This window comes from Bacillus sp. AR13-1, assembly GCF_008042285.1.
Lineage (GTDB): Bacteria > Bacillota > Bacilli > Bacillales > Bacillaceae_G > Bacillus_A > Bacillus_A mycoides.
In genome coordinates this window covers 59,343-80,192 of sequence record NZ_QNUA01000030.1, presented here as the reverse complement: position 1 = coordinate 80,192, position 20,850 = coordinate 59,343, and the positions used below count along the sequence as shown (strand labels likewise).

The 20,850-nt window shown below is 36.0% G+C and carries 22 protein-coding genes; 8 read left to right on the top strand and 14 right to left on the bottom strand.

Features of this window, described 5'->3' with window-relative positions; translation table 11 throughout:
- Positions 1-390: 390 nt before the first annotated feature.
- Positions 391-747, top strand: a complete 357-nt coding sequence (locus tag DN408_RS21085) for a YgzB family protein (protein ID WP_002125074.1) — start codon at positions 391-393, stop codon at positions 745-747.
- Positions 748-948: 201 nt separating this feature from the next.
- Here the strand turns inward: DN408_RS21085 and perR are convergent, their stop codons facing one another.
- From perR to DN408_RS21055, 6 genes are all read right to left on the bottom strand, one after another.
- Positions 949-1,377, bottom strand: coding sequence for a peroxide-responsive transcriptional repressor PerR (gene perR / locus DN408_RS21080; protein ID WP_000237831.1), 429 nt, complete (start codon positions 1,375-1,377; stop codon positions 949-951).
- A gap of 301 nt (positions 1,378-1,678) precedes the next feature.
- Positions 1,679-2,134: a thioredoxin-dependent thiol peroxidase gene (bcp, locus tag DN408_RS21075; RefSeq protein WP_002029647.1), complete on the bottom strand. Its 456-nt coding sequence runs from the start codon at positions 2,132-2,134 to the stop codon at positions 1,679-1,681.
- A 44-nt stretch (positions 2,135-2,178) separates the two neighbouring features.
- Positions 2,179-2,583 (bottom strand): potassium channel family protein, encoded by a 405-nt coding sequence (locus DN408_RS21070; protein WP_002125072.1) that lies wholly within the window; start codon positions 2,581-2,583, stop codon positions 2,179-2,181.
- Positions 2,584-2,655: 72 nt separating this feature from the next.
- Positions 2,656-3,441 carry an ABC transporter permease gene (locus DN408_RS21065; RefSeq protein WP_002125070.1) on the bottom strand — a complete coding sequence of 262 codons (786 nt, stop codon included), beginning with the start codon at positions 3,439-3,441 and terminating at the stop codon, positions 2,656-2,658.
- Positions 3,442-3,445: 4 nt separating this feature from the next.
- On the bottom strand, positions 3,446-4,237 hold the full coding sequence (locus DN408_RS21060; RefSeq protein ID WP_002125069.1) for an ABC transporter permease: 792 nt from the start codon (positions 4,235-4,237) through the stop codon (positions 3,446-3,448).
- Entirely contained in the window at positions 4,230-5,243 is a 1,014-nt protein-coding gene (locus DN408_RS21055) for an ABC transporter ATP-binding protein (RefSeq protein WP_000843656.1), read from the bottom strand. The genes DN408_RS21060 and DN408_RS21055 overlap by 8 nt, the downstream gene beginning before the upstream one ends.
- Positions 5,244-5,370: 127 nt before the next feature.
- Between DN408_RS21055 and hemL the strand changes: the two genes are divergently transcribed.
- The 3 genes from hemL to DN408_RS21035 all read left to right on the top strand — a co-directional run bounded on the left by hemL (position 5,371) and on the right by DN408_RS21035 (position 12,662).
- On the top strand, positions 5,371-6,669 hold the full coding sequence (gene hemL, locus DN408_RS21050) for a glutamate-1-semialdehyde-2,1-aminomutase (protein WP_002125067.1): 1,299 nt from the start codon (positions 5,371-5,373) through the stop codon (positions 6,667-6,669).
- A gap of 198 nt (positions 6,670-6,867) precedes the next feature.
- Positions 6,868-11,304 (top strand): glutamate synthase-related protein, encoded by a 4,437-nt coding sequence (locus tag DN408_RS21045; protein ID WP_078178178.1) that lies wholly within the window; start codon positions 6,868-6,870, stop codon positions 11,302-11,304.
- 269 nt (positions 11,305-11,573) lie between these two features.
- Complete coding sequence (locus DN408_RS21035) at positions 11,574-12,662, top strand: aromatic acid exporter family protein (protein WP_002063696.1); 1,089 nt, start codon at positions 11,574-11,576, stop codon at positions 12,660-12,662.
- A 14-nt stretch (positions 12,663-12,676) separates the two neighbouring features.
- Here DN408_RS21035 and DN408_RS21030 read toward each other — a convergent pair whose 3' ends face one another.
- From DN408_RS21030 to DN408_RS21015, 4 genes are all read right to left on the bottom strand, one after another.
- Entirely contained in the window at positions 12,677-14,437 is a 1,761-nt protein-coding gene (locus DN408_RS21030; protein ID WP_002169212.1) for an ABC transporter ATP-binding protein, read from the bottom strand.
- Between the two features lie 54 nt (positions 14,438-14,491).
- Positions 14,492-15,022: a nucleoside tri-diphosphate phosphatase gene (ntdP, locus tag DN408_RS21025; protein WP_000506630.1), complete on the bottom strand. Its 531-nt coding sequence runs from the start codon at positions 15,020-15,022 to the stop codon at positions 14,492-14,494.
- A 319-nt stretch (positions 15,023-15,341) separates the two neighbouring features.
- Positions 15,342-15,596 (bottom strand): YgaB family protein, encoded by a 255-nt coding sequence (locus tag DN408_RS21020; RefSeq protein ID WP_002010338.1) that lies wholly within the window; start codon positions 15,594-15,596, stop codon positions 15,342-15,344.
- Positions 15,597-15,784: 188 nt separating this feature from the next.
- Positions 15,785-16,066 (bottom strand): gamma-type small acid-soluble spore protein, encoded by a 282-nt coding sequence (locus DN408_RS21015; RefSeq protein ID WP_002125062.1) that lies wholly within the window; start codon positions 16,064-16,066, stop codon positions 15,785-15,787.
- A gap of 125 nt (positions 16,067-16,191) precedes the next feature.
- Here DN408_RS21015 and DN408_RS31565 point away from each other — a divergent pair, with 125 nt between their 5' ends.
- Entirely contained in the window at positions 16,192-16,368 is a 177-nt protein-coding gene (locus DN408_RS31565; protein WP_002091123.1) for a hypothetical protein, read from the top strand.
- Between the two features lie 239 nt (positions 16,369-16,607).
- Here DN408_RS31565 and mutY read toward each other — a convergent pair whose 3' ends face one another.
- Positions 16,608-17,705 (bottom strand): A/G-specific adenine glycosylase, encoded by a 1,098-nt coding sequence (mutY, locus tag DN408_RS21010; protein ID WP_002091125.1) that lies wholly within the window; start codon positions 17,703-17,705, stop codon positions 16,608-16,610.
- A 149-nt stretch (positions 17,706-17,854) separates the two neighbouring features.
- Here mutY and DN408_RS21005 point away from each other — a divergent pair, with 149 nt between their 5' ends.
- Positions 17,855-18,835, top strand: a complete 981-nt coding sequence (locus DN408_RS21005; protein ID WP_002125060.1) for a metal-dependent hydrolase — start codon at positions 17,855-17,857, stop codon at positions 18,833-18,835.
- Between the two features lie 24 nt (positions 18,836-18,859).
- Here the strand turns inward: DN408_RS21005 and DN408_RS21000 are convergent, their stop codons facing one another.
- A complete protein-coding gene (locus DN408_RS21000; RefSeq protein WP_002010328.1) occupies positions 18,860-19,126 on the bottom strand; it encodes a YfhJ family protein in 267 nt (88 codons plus the stop codon).
- A 122-nt stretch (positions 19,127-19,248) separates the two neighbouring features.
- Here DN408_RS21000 and DN408_RS20995 point away from each other — a divergent pair, with 122 nt between their 5' ends.
- Together DN408_RS20995 and DN408_RS20990 are read left to right on the top strand one after the other, a co-directional pair.
- The gene (locus tag DN408_RS20995) at positions 19,249-19,407 is read left to right on the top strand and encodes a small, acid-soluble spore protein K (RefSeq protein WP_002125059.1); all 159 of its coding nucleotides are present in this window, start codon (positions 19,249-19,251) and stop codon (positions 19,405-19,407) included.
- A 32-nt stretch (positions 19,408-19,439) separates the two neighbouring features.
- Positions 19,440-19,592 (top strand): YpzG family protein, encoded by a 153-nt coding sequence (locus DN408_RS20990; protein ID WP_002010325.1) that lies wholly within the window; start codon positions 19,440-19,442, stop codon positions 19,590-19,592.
- 62 nt (positions 19,593-19,654) lie between these two features.
- Here DN408_RS20990 and DN408_RS20985 read toward each other — a convergent pair whose 3' ends face one another.
- Both DN408_RS20985 and recX read right to left on the bottom strand, forming a co-directional pair.
- Positions 19,655-19,972, bottom strand: a complete 318-nt coding sequence (locus DN408_RS20985; RefSeq protein WP_002010323.1) for a YfhH family protein — start codon at positions 19,970-19,972, stop codon at positions 19,655-19,657.
- Positions 19,973-19,981: 9 nt separating this feature from the next.
- Positions 19,982-20,794: a recombination regulator RecX gene (gene recX, locus DN408_RS20980; protein ID WP_002125056.1), complete on the bottom strand. Its 813-nt coding sequence runs from the start codon at positions 20,792-20,794 to the stop codon at positions 19,982-19,984.
- Between the last annotated feature and the right edge of the window lie 56 nt (positions 20,795-20,850).

Below are 20,850 nucleotides of genomic sequence, written 5' to 3'. Positions count from 1 at the left end.
CAGTTTTCAAAGAACTACTTCGTCACTCAATTGCGACTTCCTTATGTTAACATCTTCGTTTTTCGATGTCAACTAAGTTTTTTAAATTTCTTTTTTGTCGTTTACTGCGTTTCCGCATCAGCGACGTTTATTAATATATCACGCAGTATATATAGGGTCAATACTTTTTCTAAAAAAATTTCACATCCCGTTAAAAAACTAAATTAACTATAGAAAAAAATTACTACTCCTCTTTTATAGACATGCTCCTTCCACCTAATCTCTTTCTGTATTTCATCTTAAAAGAAAGCACTACTGTTCTTTAATAAGTGATAAATTTAATCATCACCTTCGTTTTCATAAAACATTCTAAATTGTGTGTTATATTATTCCTATAGGAGTGTGGTGGGAATGGGTATTAAATATTCGAACAAAATTAATAAAATCCGAACCTTTGCATTGAGTTTAGTATTTATCGGCCTCTTCATTGCATACTTAGGTGTCTTTTTTCGCGAAAACATCATTATTATGACAACCTTTATGATGGTTGGTTTTTTAGCTGTCATCGCTAGCACTGTTGTTTACTTTTGGATTGGTATGTTATCTACAAAAACGATACAAATTATTTGTCCAAGCTGCGATAAACCAACAAAAATGCTCGGTCGTGTCGACGCATGTATGCATTGCAATCAACCTTTAACACTTGATCGAAATCTAGAAGGAAAAGAATTTGATGAGAAATATAATAAGAAGAGTTATAAATCATAGGTATATGGAGCTTACAAAACTAAAGAAGTTTCATCTCATTAAAAAGGTGATTTCTTAACTAAGAAATCACCTCTTGTATTTGTTCTTATTAAATTTGATTCTTCACTTAACATTTTAAATCCTCATGAGTCTAACACGATTCCCATATATAATAAAGAAAGAGGTCGACGTATAGCCGTCAGCCTCTTTCTTTATTATATATTACGCCTTATGACACTCTGGACAAACGCCATAAATTTCTAAGCGATGACTATTAATAACGAAGCCTGTCGTTTTTGCAGCTTCCTCTTCAAGCTGTTCCAATCCTCCATAAGGAAAATCAACAATCTTACCACATTTTTCGCAAATCACATGATAATGTTGACTTGTAACATAATCAAATCTACTTGAAGCATCCCCATAAGTTAATTCCTTTACAAGTCCAACTTCTTTAAACACACGTAAGTTATTATAGACAGTTGCAACACTCATATTTGGAAACTTACCTTCTAATGCTTTATAAATGTCATCCGCTGTTGGGTGCGTCATAGATTCCACAAGGTACTCTAAAATAGCATGACGCTGTGGAGTAATGCGTACACCCGTATTTTTCAGCATTTCTAGCGCTTCTTTTAATTCTTCTTTGACCACCGTCATGCACCCCGATTCTATACGGATTATTATTTTATAATTCTTATAAAGAGTGTACTCTTTTTCTTATAAATCGTCAATATTTCTACTATAAGTATGTGGTTTATTTTCGTATATAGCCTTATTCTTATGTATCTTCCCCCATTCCCTATACATTTACATAGAAAAAAGTGCGACATAATCGCACTTGGAATACTATCATCTGAGGAGGTATGCCCTACACTTTCACTTTATGTATCGCAAGAAAATATGTATAGACGCATGCCTTACATATGTATTTTTTCTCCTCATTAATATAGATTTATTTTATATAAGAAAGAACATCCTCAATATGCCCTTTCACTTTCACTTTACGCCACTCATTTACAAGCTCACCGTCTTTATTAATAAGGAATGTAGAACGCTCAATTCCCATGTACTCTTTTCCGAAGTTCTTTTTCAGCTTCCAAACATCGTACAATTCTGCTACTTTATGATCTTCGTCTACTAAAAGTACAAATGGAAGCTCATGCTTCTCAATGAATTTCATATGTCTATTTGCTGAATCTGGACTTACACCAAGTATAACCGTATCCTTCTCTTGAAATAATCCATATGCATCACGAAAATCACATGCTTCAGTTGTACATCCCGGAGTCATATCTTTCGGATAAAAATATAGGACTACATTTTTACCGCGAAAGTCAGCTAAGCGAATTTGTTCTCCGTTACTTCCTTCTAATGTAAATTCTGGTGCCATTTCTCCTACTGTAATCATTGTTATCACTCCTTCTCTTTTCTTTTACTATATCAAATGCGACCTTATTTTTCATTGTCTATTACAGATCTCATCACAAAGGCAAACGGTAATGTATATCCAATTAGCGCTTCTCCAATTGCAATCCATCTTCCGATTCCAATCGGAGCTATATCACCATATCCAACGGACAATAAAGTAACCGCGCTAAAATATAAACATATTTCAACGAGCTGAAAGGAATGAGCACTTAACCTATCCCCATCTTCTTTCAAAACTGCAAAACCCATTTCCTCTAGCACAACATAACTTAATCCAAACGCAATCAGTACCGTTGTATAAATCAAAAACAACGTAGCTAAATTGTACAGCGAAAAGAAACGATTGGAATTTGAATATGAACTCCATAATAATTGGACACTTCTCAAAATAGCGATTGCTGCAATTAATAGAATAAATCCCCATAACATGTCCTCCACCTCGTTTTATATGTATGAGGACTGTAGCTGATTTATCCCTTAGAAACGAACAAGCTTCTATAATTAATTTCCTGCACCACGATATCTTTTAACCCCTTGATTCCAGAGGGTAATTGCAATAGTAAAACAGATAACACCAACAATTGGAGTTGCGAAAGCATAGCTATTCCACTCTGTTTTTCTTAAAAAGTATGCTGCTGGATATACCCCAACAAATGCAAACGGTAAAACAAACGTTAAAACAAAGCGAATAACACGGTTATAAATATCAACAGGGTAGCGTCCATAATTCCCTATGTTATACATAAGCGGCATAATGGAACTTTTCGCATCCGACCAAAAGCCAAAACTTGCAAGCGTAACAAATATCCCGCCGTATACAAGTGCCCCTCCCCCTACCATGAGTAGGAATAAGAAGAAATCATACCAGTAAAAAGATAATTGCAGCTCCATTGCTGCATAACCCATCACAATAATCCCCGTAATAGCTCCAATTAAAGATTCAAGTTCCATTCTTTCTAATATAATTTGAAATAAACTATGAATCGGTCTCGTTAATATACGGTCCATTTCTCCTTTAATAATGTAACGATCATTAAAGTCCCATATATTAAAGAAAGCTGAAAAAATGGCAAACGGTACTAAAAAGAACCCATAAATAAAGATCACTTCTTCTCGGCTCCACCCTTTTAGTGCTTGGGTATGCCCAAACACAACGAGAATGAAGATTAAATTAACAGCTTGTAGTGATAAATCTGAAAGTAATCCGACGATAAAATCGCCACGATACTCCAATTTTGTTTTTATATATTGACTTGCATATTGCAAAAATAATTTTATATATATCATCTCGTCATCCCCCTTGTACGATTAGACGTTTTCTCGCCGTTTTCCACATCAGTACAATTGGAATAATAAGTATAATTGCCCAAATCACTTGAAATAACAAAGCTTCATATAACTTACTTCCTTGTATACCTTCAGAGAAAATCATACTCGGAATATAACTAATTGCTTGAAACGGTAAAAACACCATTGCTTTTTGGGCCCATAATGGATAAAAACTAATCGGTAATAATAAACCAGAAAATAAATCAATCACAACACGTTTTGCATACATAATTCCACTATTATTAAATAAGAAGAATGTAAGCATTCCCGTCATTAAATTTATTTGTGTATTAATGATAAAGCTAAATATTAACGATAAGAAGAAATATAACCACGTTTGAAAATTCGTTGTAATTTGTAATGAAAATAACAATGTAACGATGATCATACCTGGGATTGAAAAGAATGCAAAACGAAATATCCCTTCACCAAGACCTTGCATAACTTTCATTCCTAAATAATTATATGGACGAATTAGTTCTACCGCCACACGTCCTTCTTGAATCTCCATCGCAATTTCTCTATCTATATTATTGAAATAGAAAGCACGTGCCATCCATGCGATCGCAATATACGTAGTCATTTGCGAAATAGATAAACTTTCAATATTCTCTTTCCCGCTATAAATCGCTTGCCATAAAAAATAATACGCACCGATATTAATTGTATAAATTAATATCCCGCTGTAATAATTTGTACGATAAGCAAGCATCATTAAAAAACGAATGCGAATCATTTCAATATACTTACCCATGCTTAATACCTTCTTCATAAATGTTACGAATAATTTCCTCTGTAGACACTTCGTTAATTTTTAAATCTTTAATTTGAAAAGCTTGTACTACTTTAGAAATAAGCATTGAAATAATAATTTCTTCATTCGGGATTTTTGCAACCCACGCATTTTCCTCTTTCGCTTTTGACCAAACGACTTGACTATCTGGCATAACCATCGATAACATCTGATAAGAAACTGGAGCGACAAATTGAAAATGGATTTCCTTCTCTGCTCCCCACTGTGTGCGAAGGTTATTTAACGAACCGTCATACATAATATTTCCTTCATCCAGCATGATAACGCGCTCACATAAAGCTTCAATGTCAGTAATATCATGTGTTGTTAATAAAATTGTTGTTTTATAACGTTCATTCATCTCTTTTAAGAATTCACGTATTTTCAATTTCACAAGAACATCTAGCCCAATTGTTGGCTCATCTAAAAATAATAACGGTGGATTATGAATTAATGCTGCCGCTAATTCACAGCGCATTCTTTGGCCAAGAGATAACTTTCGGACCGGCTTATCTAATAAAGGACCAATATCTAACGTTTCGATTACGTGCTCCATATGTTCCTTATACTGAGCGTCTGAAACACCGTACACTTTCTTCAATAAACGAAATGATTCTTGTACCGCAATATCCCACCAAAGCTGAGAGCGCTGACCAAAAACAACACCAATTGTTCTCACAAATTCTTCTCTCTGTTTGTGTGGATTCATTCCATTCACTGTAATTTGTCCTGAAGTCGGAGTCAAAATCCCTGTAAGCATTTTAATCGTCGTTGATTTACCAGCACCATTCTCACCAATATAACCAACCATTTCACCTTGCTTCACAGTAAAAGACACATCATTTACTGCTGGTACTATTTTATAATTACGATTTAATAAATCGCGAAATGCACCCTTTAATCCCGGACGACTTGAATAGGCTGTAAACTCTTTACGTAACCCTTGTACCTCAATTACCGATTTCATAATCGGACCCCCTTCCTAAATGTCACAACGAATAGTTTACCCAACTGCTCCTTCTATCACAAACAATACGTCTTTTCTAAAAACATGTTAGAATAATACATAGATTTTTGTAAGGAGATGAATTGTAGTGAATTTCACGAAATCAGAAGCATTACATAAAGAAGCTTTAGAACATATCGTTGGTGGTGTTAATAGTCCTTCTCGTTCTTTCAAAGCAGTTGGAGGCGGTTCTCCCGTTGCAATGGAACGTGGAAAAGGTGCTTATTTCTGGGATGTAGATGGAAATAAATATATCGATTATTTAGCAGCATACGGTCCTATTATTACTGGACATGCTCACCCGCATATAACAAAAGCAATTACAACAGCTGCTGAAAATGGTGTACTATACGGAACGCCAACAGCACTAGAAGTAAAATTTGCAAAAATGTTAAAAGAAGCAATGCCTGCATTAGATAAAGTCCGCTTCGTAAACTCTGGTACAGAATCCGTTATGACAACCATTCGTGTTGCCCGCGCTTACACTGGTCGCACAAAAATTATGAAATTCGCTGGTTGTTACCACGGTCATTCCGATTTAGTACTTGTAGCAGCTGGTTCTGGTCCTTCTACTCTTGGAACTCCTGATTCAGCTGGTGTGCCACAAAGTATTGCACAAGAAGTTATTACCGTTCCCTTTAATAATGTAGAAACCTTAAAAGAAGCGTTAGATAAATGGGGACATGAAGTAGCAGCTATCCTTGTAGAGCCAATCGTTGGAAACTTCGGTATTGTAGAGCCTAAACCAGGATTCCTTGAAAAAGTAAACGAACTTGTTCACGAAGCTGGCGCATTAGTAATTTATGATGAAGTTATTACTGCTTTCCGCTTTATGTACGGTGGTGCTCAAGACTTACTTGGTGTAACACCAGACTTAACTGCACTTGGTAAAGTTATTGGCGGCGGACTTCCAATTGGCGCTTACGGTGGTAAGAAAGAAATTATGGAACAAGTTGCCCCGCTAGGACCTGCATACCAAGCAGGTACAATGGCAGGAAACCCTGCTTCTATGGCATCAGGTATCGCTTGCTTAGAAGTACTTCAACAAAAAGGCGTATACGAGAAATTAGATGAACTTGGCGCAATGCTTGAAAAAGGAATTTTAGAGCAAGCTACAAAACATAACATCGATATTACAGTAAACCGCCTAAAGGGTGCATTAACTGTATACTTCACGACAAATACAATTGAAGATTACGATGCAGCCAAAAATACAGATGGTGAAATGTTCGGTAGATTCTTCAAACTTATGCTTCAAGAAGGTATTAATTTAGCACCATCTAAATATGAAGCATGGTTCTTAACGACAGAACATACAAAAGAAGATATCGAATATACAATTGAAGCTGTTGGAAGAGCATTTGCTGCTTTAGCAGACAATAAATAATACTGTCATTACAAGGAAAAAAGAAAGCTTACCTTTCTTTTTTCCTTTTTTCTATTTCATAAATCCCACATTAATAGTATAATTATTCATAATTATCTGTTTTATATTCTTTTAGATCGTTATTATCTCTGTGTACAAGGTGATTTACACCTTAAATAGTAAGATTATTCAATCTTTTAAAAGAGGGGGGATTGACGGATGCTCAATAAAAAAAATAAATGGACACCGTCTTTATTTCGAGATTATAGAAATGCAGAACATGATGCGTGTGGAATCGTTTCCGTTATGGAAAAAAGAAGAATTCCTACAAAAGAAAACATCGATCTTTGTATACAATCGCTAGTCAAAATGAATCATAGAGCTGGTTTCATTAATGGCGAAGGAGATGGTATCGGAATTCATATCGACATGCCAAAAGCACTTTGGAATGAAAAACTGAAAAGTAGCGGATATAATCCAACGATTGTGGATCATCCCCACTTTATCGTTGGACATTTTTTTCTAAACAAAAAAGAAAACATTGCTGAGTTAAAAGATTACATTCGTACGCAACTAAACAATGAAAGCTTTACAATTGTTCTCGAAAATGATGATGTAATAAACTCAGATGCACTCGGTCCGCTTGGTAAACAAGAAGAACCTTTATTTTGGCAAATTGCCCTTATCGCCGAAAGTGAAGTTAAAAATATTGAACAAACATTATTTTCTGTAACAATAAAAATCGAAGAAAATGAAGCAATTCATGTTGCCTCATTAAGTCGTGATCATGTTGTATATAAAGTTCTAGGTGCTGGAGATACACTCGTTGCTTATTACAACGATTTACAACACCCACTTATCGCTTCAACTATGACACTAGGACATAATCGCTATTCTACTAATACATTATCTAATTTTTTTCGTGTACAACCATTTAGCATTCTCGGACATAATGGTGAAATTAATACAATTGCCAAATTACGCGATCAAGCTGAAATGATTAATGTACCACTTACTGCCGGGGGCAGTGATTCCCAAGATTTAAACCGCACCTTAGAAACCCTTCTCGTTCAGTATAACTACAGTTTATTTGAAGCAATGGATATATTATTTCCACCAATTATTAATGAAATAAAACTTTACGAAACAAACTTACAAAACTTATACACTTATATACGTGAGGCTTGGGGGCATTTCGCACAAGGTCCAGCTGGTATTATTTCACGTTATAAAGATGAAGCTGTTTTCAGTGTCGATTCCCTTGGATTACGCCCAGTTTGGAAAGTAGAGACAGAGAGCTCCTATATTTTCTCTTCTGAACCTGGCGTTGTATCACCAACTGAATATGTAGCAGAGCCGAAACCACTCGCTCCTGGAGAAAAAGTTGGCTTAAAATGGAATCAACAAGATGAGCTGGTTCTCTATGAATACGACAATTATCAAATTGAAGTATATAACCGTTTTAAGAAACGAATCGATGTTACCAATTATCATGTAAACTTATCTATCCCTGAAACGAAAGAAACTGAGGGATTATGTGATTCGGTTCAAGTTGAAACGAATCAATACGTCGCTTTCGGCTGGGATCGAGAACATATTCAGCTCCTTGAACAAATGGCGACAAAAGGCGTCGAACCAATTCGGTCACTTGGGCATGACTCACCACTTGCCGCACTTGATACAGATAGACGAAATATTGCTGATTTCATTAAGGAAAGTGTAGCCGTTGTTACAAATCCAGCAATCGATCGCGATCGCGAAGTTGAACACTTCTCCACACGTACTGTACTCGGAGAGCGTCCGGGTTTATTAGATAACTCTAAACAACCATTTGTAATCGAGATGCTTTCACCCATTATTTTAGAAGGGAATTTAGCTCAATCTATCGCGGCAGACTTACACACGATTACGTACGAACAACTTATACAGCTATTCATTACTCATAGCTCTGTCTCTACAATTTCTGTTACATTTAGTCCATCAGAAACTCTACAAATCGCATTAAATCGAATTAGTTCCGAAGCGATAGCAGCCGTTAAAAATGGTGCTTCCCTACTATTATTAGATGACGCTAAATCTCATCAAAATGAACTGTTATGGATTGACCCACATTTAGTTACTGCTAAAGTACATCAAGCATTAACTGAAAATAAATTACGCCGGAAATGCTCTCTCGTTATACGTTCCGGTGCCCTTCGCTCCTTACACGATATCGTCACGCTATACGGATTAGGGGCAGATGGTATTAATCCATATTTATTGTTCGCAACGGTAAATGATGAAACAAAAGTACCAATTACTAATTTGTATACCGCACTTAATAAAGGACTAGAGAAAGTAATTTCAACGATTGGAATTCATGAATTACGCGGTTACGGTCGCCTCTTCTCCTCCATTGGATTACATGAGGAAATCGCAAATATATTACAAATTACGAATTTCTTCGGTTCAAATGATTTAGCTTTTTCACTTGAATCGCTTGCTAAAGATGCAAAATCGCGGGCAGATGATTATAACAACCCTAAAATTAGAATGCGAAAATCATTTCATATATTCCCGCGGATTTGGAAAGCAATTGGTGATGTTGCAAAAGGAAACTCTTATGATGATTACCGCGACAAGTTAAGTGAATTAGAAGAAAACACTCCCATCACAATCAGGCACCTTGTTCAAACAAAACAAGCACAGCATGTAGTTCCGACTGAAGAAGTGTCCATCGGCATTCACAATCATGATTTACCATTTATTATTAGTTCCATGTCATTTGGTTCTCAAAATGAAATTGCCTTTCGCGCGTATGCAGAAGCTGCCGATCAGCTAAATATGATTAGTTTGAACGGTGAAGGCGGCGAAATTAAAGATATGATTGGTAAGTACCCACATACACGCGGACAACAAGTTGCATCTGGCCGATTTGGAGTAAACGCTGAACTACTAAATTCATCAAATTTAATTGAAATTAAAATAGGTCAAGGAGCAAAGCCTGGTGAAGGTGGACATTTGCCTGGTTCAAAAGTGACTGCCAAAATTGCGGAAGCACGTAATGCTACAATTGGTTCGGATTTAATTTCACCTTCTAACAACCATGATATTTATTCAATTGAAGACTTGGCTCAAATGATTACAGAAATTAAAACGGCTAATCATCTTGCAAAAGTAGCTGTAAAAGTTCCTGTCGTTCCTAACATCGGAACAATTGCTGTCGGTATCGCAAAAGCTGGCGCTGACTTTATTAACATTAGTGGATTTGATGGCGGAACAGGTGCTGCGCGTATTCACGCATTGCAACATGTTGGTCTTCCTGTAGAGATTGGTGTTAAAGCTGCTCACAATGCGTTACTAGAAGCAAATATGAGACATAAAGTAGAGATTTGGGCAGATGGCGGTATTCGAAGTGTAAATGACGCCTTAAAAATCATGCTCCTCGGAGCAAACCGGATCGGATTTGGCACATTATCAATGATTGCAATCGGCTGTACAACTTGCCGTGGTTGTCATCTTGATACGTGCCACGTCGGAATTGCAACACAAATTGAATCTGAAGCTCAAGCGAAAGAACATGGACTGCGCCGTTTCGTTCCACGTGAATTAGAAAGCGCAGTTACAGGGCTATTAAGCCTATTCACCACTTTCGGTGTAGAATTGAAACGGTTAACAGGGCAACTCGGTTATACAAATTTACAAGAAATTGTCGGGCGTTCCAATTTATTAGAACAAGTTCGAGGTCAAGATTTGTTAGAGTTATGTAATTTACTGCAAACAATAGAAAATCCAACTGTTACAACAACAGTATCTGTAAAAGAAAAACAATTTGAAACAGTGCATTCTCCTCACTCAAAAGAATTAGTAGGAGTTGGCGTAGAACAACGAGTTATGGGCGGTTTAGAATCTTGTTATCGCGTTCGCAGTAAATTATATGAAGATACAAAGCTTGAACCACTTACATTAAAGTATACAAATGGCTCTGTTCCTGGAAATGGATTAGGTGCTTACAATAGCGAAAACTTATTTATACACGTAAATGGCGGTGCGCAAGATGGTATCGGTAAAACTTCATTTGGCGGTGGCATTTATATAACGAAAGCAAAAGGTAAAAATGGAACATATTATAACGGATCTGTCGGAAAAGGATTTGGATACGGCGCTCAAAAAGGTGCATTATACGTGCAAGGTAACGCTGATGCTCGTGCTGGCATTCGCCTTTCTGGAGCAGATATGATAATTGGAGGCAGAATTACAAAACCACTCCGCGAAAAAGAACAAGGAAATATCGGAGTATATTCTAATATAAAAGGATTTGCTTTTGAATATATGACAAATGGTCGCGCTCTTGTTTTAGGAGATCCTGGTCCATGGATTTGTGCCGGCATGACTGGTGGTGTTGTTTATTTACATCATGAGCCAAACTTAGGTTTAACAGAACACGCTTTAAAAAGAAGAATTGCTAAAGGTGCAAATGTAACATTGCAGCCAATTAGTAAAAATGGTTTGCAAGATGTGAATGAATTATTATTAGACTACATTCGTGTATTAAATGAGCACGAACAATATGAAGAAGTCGCTTTGTTAACGCCATTATTAGATGATATCCAGCTTCACTTCTATGAAATTATCCCGAAAAAAGAACAGGCGGATCCATCTATTTCAACTGAATGACATGTACAATATTTATTTTCATAAAAAAATTGACGAAGCGAACATCGCATAGTAATCTAGAATAACAATTTGAAACCTGCTGAAATTCAGCAGGTTTTTTTATTAAAGAATAGATGTTTAAAGAGAATTTGGAGAAATTATAAATTGATTGTAATTTATTTATTAAACTTTTTAACGTCACTAAAATATCACTTGCTAACATATTGTAATGAATGTATAGTATCATGTTGTACATTCATTATGACAAGAGAAAGGATATCAATAAGGGTATGAAACTTGGTGCTCGCATTTTAAAAACGGGTATTGCCATTACATTAGCTTTATTTGCTTGTATTTTACTTCAATTACCGAGTCCTGTATTTGCGGGAATCTCAGCTATCTTTGCTGTTCAACCGTCTGTATACCGCTCGTATTTAACTGCTCTTGAGCAAATTCAAGCAAACGTAATTGGTGCTGTATTCGCTATCGTATTTGCTACTGCTTTTGGACATAATCCTTTTATTATTGGATTAACGTGTATATTAGTAATTGCTCTTACTTTACAATTACGCTTAGAAAAAACAATATCACTCGCTTTAGTAACAGTTATCGCCATTATGGAGTATCAAGGCGAAGATTTCTTTAATTTTGCCTTACTTCGATTCGCGACGATTATGATTGGAATTATTGCGGCTTCGCTTGTAAATTTAGTATTTATGCCGCCAAAATATGAAACAAAACTTTACCATCGCATCGTTGATAATACAGAGGAAATTGTTAAATGGATTCGTATGAACAGTAGGCAAGCTTCTGATTTTACAACGCTAAAAACCGATATTGATCGCATGAAAGAAAAAATGATTAAACTAAATCATTACTATTTGCTGTATAAAGAAGAAAGAAGCTATACGAAAAAAATACAATTCGCGAAAATTCGTAAGCTCGTTTTATTCAGACAAATGTTAGCGACAACAAGCCGCGCTTTAAGCACGTTAAAATCATTACATCGCACCGAAAATGAACTGCGCTATATGCCAGAAGAGTTTCAGGAATCTATTCAAAACGAACTTGATTCATTAACGCATTATCACGAACAAGTGTTATTAAAATTTATTGGTAAAGCAAAGAAACAACAATCCGTTGAGATGCTTGATGAAGTTGAAACCGGTAAACAAGAATTGATTGATATCTTTATGGATTATCAAAATAAAGACGATGAGGAAGCATATAAAATATGGTTACACCTCTTCCCTCTTATTTCTTCAATTATTAACTACAGTGAGGAAGTAGAGCATTTAGATTTACTTGTGGATAGCTTCTACACATACCATAAACCAGAAAGCGAACTCCAAATCGAAGATAAAAAAGAAGACGAATAAAAAAACAGCTCCTTTTACGCTAAAGGAGCTGTTTCTGTTATATGCTGAAGTTGATATAGATTGTAATAAAACCCCCTCTTTTTCATTAACTCTTCATGAGAACCCTTTTCTTTTATTTCACCATCTTCAACATAAATAATTGTATCAACATGCGTAATCGTCGCTAATCGATGTGCAATAATAATTGTTGTCCGATCTGCAGCTAACGTTTGCAGTGCCTCTTGAATATATCGTTCATTTTCTAAATCTAAAGCGGAAGTTGCTTCATCTAATATAAGTAAAGACGGATTCTTTAGAAAAACCCGTGCGATTGCTACACGCTGTCTTTGTCCACCAGATAATTTCACACCACGTTCCCCAACGACAGTATCATAGCCCTCTGGCAACTCTGTAATAAAATTATGAATTTGTGCAGCTTTGGCAGCTGAAATCACTTCCGCCTCTGTAGCTTTCGGATTGCCATATAAAATATTAGCCCCGATTGTATCGCTAAATAATAAATTATCTTGTAGCACAATTCCAATATGACTACGTAAATTTCTCATATTATACTTTCTTACATCTATCCCGTCTATATAAACTGCACCTTCAGAAACATCGTAAAAACGCGGAATTAAACTAGCAAGAGATGACTTTCCTCCTCCACTTGCCCCTACAAGCGCAACCTTCTCTCCCGGGCGCATAGTTAATGACAGATTATGCAATATTTCTTTTTCATCCGCATTATAACGAAAAGAAACATTATCAAATATAACTTCCCCATCTAGCCTTTTCGCTTGCACCGCATTTGGCACATTAACAATATCGTATTTTTCATCCAACAATTCAAACACTCGATCCATCGAAGCGAAAGACTGTGTTAATGTTGTAGATGAATTAACAAGGCGACGAAGCGGACTATATAAACTATCCATATATCCAACAAAAGCAACCATCGTACCCAGTGTTAACGACCCTTGAATTACCTCATATGCCGCAAAACCAATAACAAGTAACGGCCCTAAATCCGTTAACGTATTCACTACCGAAAACGTTCTCGCCGTCCAACTCGTATGAGTTAGTGCTTTCGTTAAAAATTCATTGTTTCTCTTTTCAAACTGTCCTCTTTCATACTCTTCTAATGCAAAACTACGTGTCACTTGCATCCCTTGAATACGTTCATGTAAATACCCTTGCATAGTTGCTAACGCTTGCGAGCGCTCTTTCGTCAATTTTCGAAGGCGCCCGAAAAAATATTTCACTGCAACTACATAAATAGGTAAGATTAATAAAGCAACAAAGGTTAATTTTATATTCATAGAAAACATAACGATAATGGCAATAACAATTGTTGCAGTATCTAACCAGACATTCATAAGACCAGTAATTACAAAGTCCTTCGTTTGTTCTACATCATGGATTACACGTGAAATAAGCTCCCCTGTTTTTGTGTTCGAATAATAACGTAAGCTCAATTTTTGCAAGTGCCCAAAAATGTATTTTCGTAAATCGTATAGTATTGTATTGGCAATGCGCTGCGCGAAATATTGACGATAATATTCTATCGGCGGTCTTACTACTGCAAAAATAAAAAAAGCAATCCCAATTGCGGTTATTAATTGAGACGTTTTTTCTTGAAGCGATCCCGTGCCTTGAATAACATCATCAATAATATACTTTAATAACCATGGCATAATAAGCGGGATACCGAACTTCACAAGACCAATAATAATTGTAATAGCAATAAGCCATCGATATGGTTTAACAAATTGTAAATATCTTTTTATACCTTGCACATAATCCCCCCTCTAATAGGACAAACCTGCCGGGAAATTCCCTGCAGGTTTGTTTTAATTTCTGTACATTAAATATCTTTCGTACCACATATCTACGAAATCCGGTGCGAATGGACCTTTTCTTTGATGAATCCACTGTGTTAAATGTGCTACATTTCGTTTTAAAATTGTATCAATAACAGGTGGATACTGCATGATTTGACTATGCTTTTCATACTCATCTTCATCCAAAAGTGTATATGTCATATCTGGATACACTTTAATGTCTAAGTCGTAATCAATATACTTTAATGCTTCAGAGTCATATGCAAAAGGAGAACTTAAATTACAATAATAATATACTCCTTCTTCTCTCAGCATTCCAATTACATTAAACCAATAATTAGCATGGAAGTAACAAATCGCAGGTTCGCGAGTAACCCATGTTCGACCATCTGATTCCGTAACTACTGTACGATCATTTGCTCCGATCACAAGGCTCTGCGTTCCTTTTAAAATTGTTGTCTCTTCCCACATTCTATGAATGGAGCCATTATGTTTATAACTATGTATTTGTACCTTTTCTCCTTCTTTGGGAAATCCCATATATGCTCCCTTCTTTCAACCGCAAATGCTTTTCTTAAGTTGTCTTAACTACCCCTTGAACTGCATTCACTTTTTTTCTATTATAACTTTTTTGTCAAAATTTTAAAACTAAAGCGATAGGACACTTGTTTTCATGAGGAATATAATGAAGTTTGTATTATTGAATACCACATCACTAACCCTTTTAACGAAGGAACATTTCCTATGAATTAGCAATACGTATTTTAGAAGATTAAACGAAGATATAACAAAAAGAAAAGCCCCCTCACCTCTGTTTAAGAAAGGACTTTTCACCTAAAATCAACAACATATCTCACCCTTAATTTGAAATTATTTTTTCGGTTTCAAAAGATTGAATCACATTATTCGTTTGCTGTTCAAATTTTTCATGCAAAAGTTTTAATGCTATTTCTGTTCTATATATTTCTTGACGGATAAAATGCAATTCTTTTTTATCGCACGTATCCCTTCCACTCATTTCAATTTGCTGATACTTCTCTAAATGTGATTGTAACTTTAAAAGCTCATCCATCGTTTCCAACTGCTCTCCTACCAACTTATCAAAATCGTTCATCACTTACCCCCTTTTTGATTCATTCGCCAGTTATAATTCCTATTACATATTTTCTAATCGTGAACTTCTTTCTCCTTTGACTATATTTGTTGACTTATTAGAAGTTATGTCGTTCCCTTTATTTTCATTACAGTGACACGCACACAAAGAAAACACTTCTCTCGAATTGGAGAAGTGTTTTTCTTTCATTACTCGTTTGAACTAGAAGATTGTGATTGTTTTGCAGCTGATTGTGCATTTTGTTTTTTCACTGCATGCACATCTGTTTCAGTTGCAAACTCTGTACCATAACTAGCATTTGCACTTTGAGCAGCAGAAGCTTGTGCTTTCTGTGCCTCTGATTGTGCGTTCGCTTGTTTTACTGCTTGTACATTCGTTTCAGTTGCAAACTCTGTACCATAGCTAGCATTTGTACTTTGAATGCTAGCACCAGAAGTTGCCTTATTATAACCTTGTTGTTTTTTACTCATCTTTCTCACCTCCACAATCAATAATGTAACCAATTCACTTAGAAGTTATCCCTAATTTTCTTTTTAAAAATTCACGTATATATCTCTTATCACTCATTCAAACTACATATGATGGAGGTGGGAATATGTATACTGGACGTGATATGACTGAGCTAACTATGATTTCCAAAAATGAATGGAAAGAGGATGAATTAGCTTATTTTCATCATTCATTTCAGCAAATTATGCCTTATCTAAATGTAGAGGGACAAACGATTTATAAAGAAGTTGTGAAAGAAATCGAGTCACGGGGCGGATTATAAACGCGTGGATTTTCAACCTCAAAATACAAATTTATTTTCAATATAAAAAAACGTGTTCCAAAGTTCTGGAACACGTTTTTATTATTTATCCCGCTATTTGCCGGGCAGTAAGACCCCACCTCAAAATGCAGCGAAAGCAAAGAAGTTAGGTTGGGGTCGGGCTGCCCATAAAAGCCCGATTGGTGAGGGCTAATAATCAGTGGGGGATGAAGAAACCCCCCACTGATTAAAGTTTCACTTTACTGCATTGTAATTTTCTCAACACACTTTTCGTAAATTGTACGATGTGATTTCGAGAAAGGTAACTGTTCAAACGCTTCTTTCGATACAAACTTTAATGTATCCGTTTCGACAATATTACCTGTTACTTTTCCGTAAAATATGAAGATATCCCAAGTACGATGTGTAAAAGTATGTTGTACATTCATCGCGTATTCATCAATAGAAACAGAGAGATCAAAGCTCTCCTTCATATAATCCGTAAGCTGTTGTTTTTGATTACGAATACCTTCACTTAGTTCAATATTCGGGAACTCCCACATATTAGCCAGTAATCCCGTACTTGGGCGTTTATTAATTACGTAACGGCCATCTTCAGTTTGAAGTACTCCCGCAACGAGCGGTACCATTGTAGGTGCTTTCGCTTTACTCTTCACTGGTAGTTCTTTTTGAACACCTTCAGCATACCCTCTGCAATGTTCACGTACAGGACAAAGTAAACAAGATGGATTTTTCGGTATACAAATTAATGCCCCTAATTCCATCAAACCTTGGTTAAAATAAGATGGATTTTCTATAGAAATAATTTCACGCACAATCTCTTCAAAAACTTTTCTCGTTTTCGGTTTTGCAATATCATCCCACACTGATAAAATACGAGATAATACGCGCATAACATTTCCATCAACCGCTGGCTCTGGTATGCCATATGCAATACTTAAAATGGCACCTTTTGTATATGGTCCCACTCCTTTTAATTTTTCAATTTTCTTTACATCGCTCGGTACTGTCCCGCCGTATACTTCTTTTACCTCTTTTACTGCAGCATGTAAATTTCGTGCTCTAGAATAATAACCTAAGCCTTCCCATGCTTTTAATACTTCTTCATCATCGGCAGTTGCTAGCGCTTCAAGCGTAGGAAACTTCCCCATAAAATTTGCGTAATATGGTTTTACAGCCTCTACCCTTGTTTGCTGTAACATAATTTCTGAAACCCAAACACGGTATGGATCTTTATTTTTTCGCCACGGTAAATCACGTTGTTCTTTTTCAAACCAACCAATTAAATCATTTTGAAACTGTTCTATGTTAAACTCATTTAATATTTCAAGTGTCAAACTTGATCCCCCTCATTTTTTTGCATATACGTACTATTATAAAGATTTTAGGAAAAAATTTAAGTAAGATGACATAGGAAATAGAAGGCAAAGGACTTGAGGTATCGAATAAAAAGAGTTACATTAATAAAAAACGGAGGTGGATTTCTATGGACACAGCCACTCACCTTGTTATGGGCGTTACTCTAGGCAGTTTGGCAACATTAGATCCAGCTATAGCACAAAGTGATATTGGGCCACAAGCAGTGATGCTTGCAACAATTGCCGGTTCCAATATTCCTGACATCGATACAGTTTTAAAATTGCGTAATAACGCTAAATATATAAGAAATCATCGCGGGATTACTCATTCCATCCCTGCAGTGATCCTTTGGTCACTCCTTATAAGTGGCATCTCTTTCGCCTTCTTTTCAGACGCTCCCTATCTGCATCTACTACTTTGGTCATTTATTGCCGTCTTTCTTCATGTCTTTGTGGATATTTTCAATGCCTATGGTACACAGGCATTAAGGCCCTTCACAAAAAAATGGGTAGCGCTCGGTATAATTAATACGTTTGATACTGTCATTTTCTTTATCCATATACTTGCTATCGCCTGTATGCTTGTCGGAGCACATAAAGGCTATACTGCTTTAGCAGCGTATATATTAATGTTTGTTTACTATATCGGCCGCATTATGATGCATCGAAATATTAAAAGTGTAGTATACAAACGTTTCAAAAATGTAGAGAAAGTAATTATTTCTCCTTCTTACAAATTTTATCATTATCATTTAGCCGTCGTTACAACTGAACATTACTACGTAGCAAGATGGCACCGCGGTAACATCCTTGTATACGATAAATTTAATCGCGTACCGTTCCCGAATACCGCCATTATGCAAGCCGCTGTGCGAGATGAAAATATATCTGCTTTCTTATCTTTCTCGCCTGTATATCGCTGGGATATTTTCGATTATGATAACTATTATGAAGTTCGATTTATTGATTTGCGGTATCGAAGTAAAGATTATTATCCATTCGTCGCAATCGTTCAGCTCGATCAAAATTTAAATATTATTAGTTCATATACAGGATGGATTTTCAGCGAAGAGAAACTTCGAAAGAAACTGGAATTGCTTCCACATTAAAAAAAGCGACCTACGTCGCTTTTTTTAATGTTTCAAATGATCTTCTTGATTGATTAAATGGCTATACTTCGGATTATTTGTACGCATTTCATGAAGGCGCCCTCCATGATTATTAACCCATGTTCGTACCACTTGTTCAGTCATTTCCTCACCTTGGTAACGACCTGATTTAGCATAAGTTGTTCGGAAGTCTTCCCACAGTAATTCAACCCATGCACGAGCTTGTGCGTAAGAAAGGTTGTCATTTTTATCTAATAATTCTTTCGTTAATGTTTCATAAATATCATTCATGTTCTATTCTCCTTTTACCTATTTATTCCCTTAATTTCTAAAGGATAGTTTCTTCTATTTTGCACATTCTATAAGTGATACTTCTTAAAGAGGTATCAACTGATAATGAGGGGGCGTTCTTAATGGGTAGACAAGCCGAATTTTGGTCTGAGTCAAAAAACAACAGCAAAATCGACAGTCAACCGAAAGCGAAATCACGCTTCGCTTCGAAACGACCTAACGGCACAATTAATACGCACCCACAAGAGCGTATGCGTGCTGCAAATCAGCAGGAAGAGTAGTACAAATTAAATTCCTACACGAGGTGATAAAGATGAGCTACCGTGACCATTTAGATCGTCGTTCTGAATTATTTAACCATACGTGGACTCGTCCAAAACATGCGAAGGCGCAAGTTAACGGACAGACGCAACAAACCCAGTCTCTCATTATACTGGCAAACGAATGTAAAAAACGCCAATTTTAGAATCTCCTATCTCCTTTAACGCCTACCAAAGATGAAAACCAGAGAGATTCGCTCTCTGGTTTTTATTTTTCTTGTAGCAAGGAAATTGGTATTCCAATCTCTTCATTATCATGTTGCTTATATCCCCAAGCAAATACCCCATTGAAATACGTAATTTTAAATACCACACCAGGTTCTTCTACTAATTCATATGTCTCACCAATATGGAATTTATTTATATCTATCATATAAGCACGAGCCATAGCCATTTTTCTCATTAATACATCGAATTCATTTACAATTCCAAGTTGCTCAGCCTTTACTGCTTGCTCCTTCAAAACCCCAATTTCTTCCCTTAGCTCATGTGGTGTCATTTCACTATAGCGTTTTGGCGTACCCATCTTATTTCCTCATCCCTCTTCACGTTTCATTTGTAAAAATATATCTATCTCATCAATAGAGAATCCTTTTCGATATAACGCTTGCTTCACCTTATTTTCGAATGTCCAACCATCATACTTCTTATATTTCTCATAATATTTATTCCCATGATAGTGTAACGCTTCTTCTTGCTGTTCGTCATCTTTTTCGTCTTTCAATTCTTCCAAGCAAATTTGAATCACATCTCTAGAATATCCTTTACGAACAAGCATTTCATCTAACTTTAGCTTCATTTGTAAAAATGAATGCTTTTGATAAGATTTTTTCTTCTTTTCTATAAGAAACAAAGCATTCTCCATTTGCTTCTCCTTTGGATACTCTTGTAAACTATGTGTAATGATTAAATCCTGAACACCTTTACTTAATAGCCCTCTCCTAATAACAGTTGGACCTTTTTGATTCACATTACTTTGCGTTCGCACGTATGAAATAGCGTACTCTTTATCATTAATATATCGATCATGTAATAATTTCGAAACGACTTCAGAGATGATGGCCTGTCCCACTTCTTTTTTTCGTAAGAAATCTTCTATTTCTTGTTTTGTTCTCATTTGATAGGATAAATAGGAAATCGCTTGTAAATATGCTTTTTGTACCTCTTCATTGTACAAAATATTCCCTAACGCTACTTCATCAATTTCTAAGCCTTTTTGTAACCCATGTTTCATTAAGATTGATTGATTCACACTAAACCCGTACTCTTCGCCTTGACCTTTATCAATATAAATATTAAATCGTTCTTTCGATCGTTTTTGCACTTCTATTTTTGTAATGACAGTCATACTCTCACCTCTCTATTATTTTAACATAGTCAAGGAACGTTTTTTCTTTTCAAGAA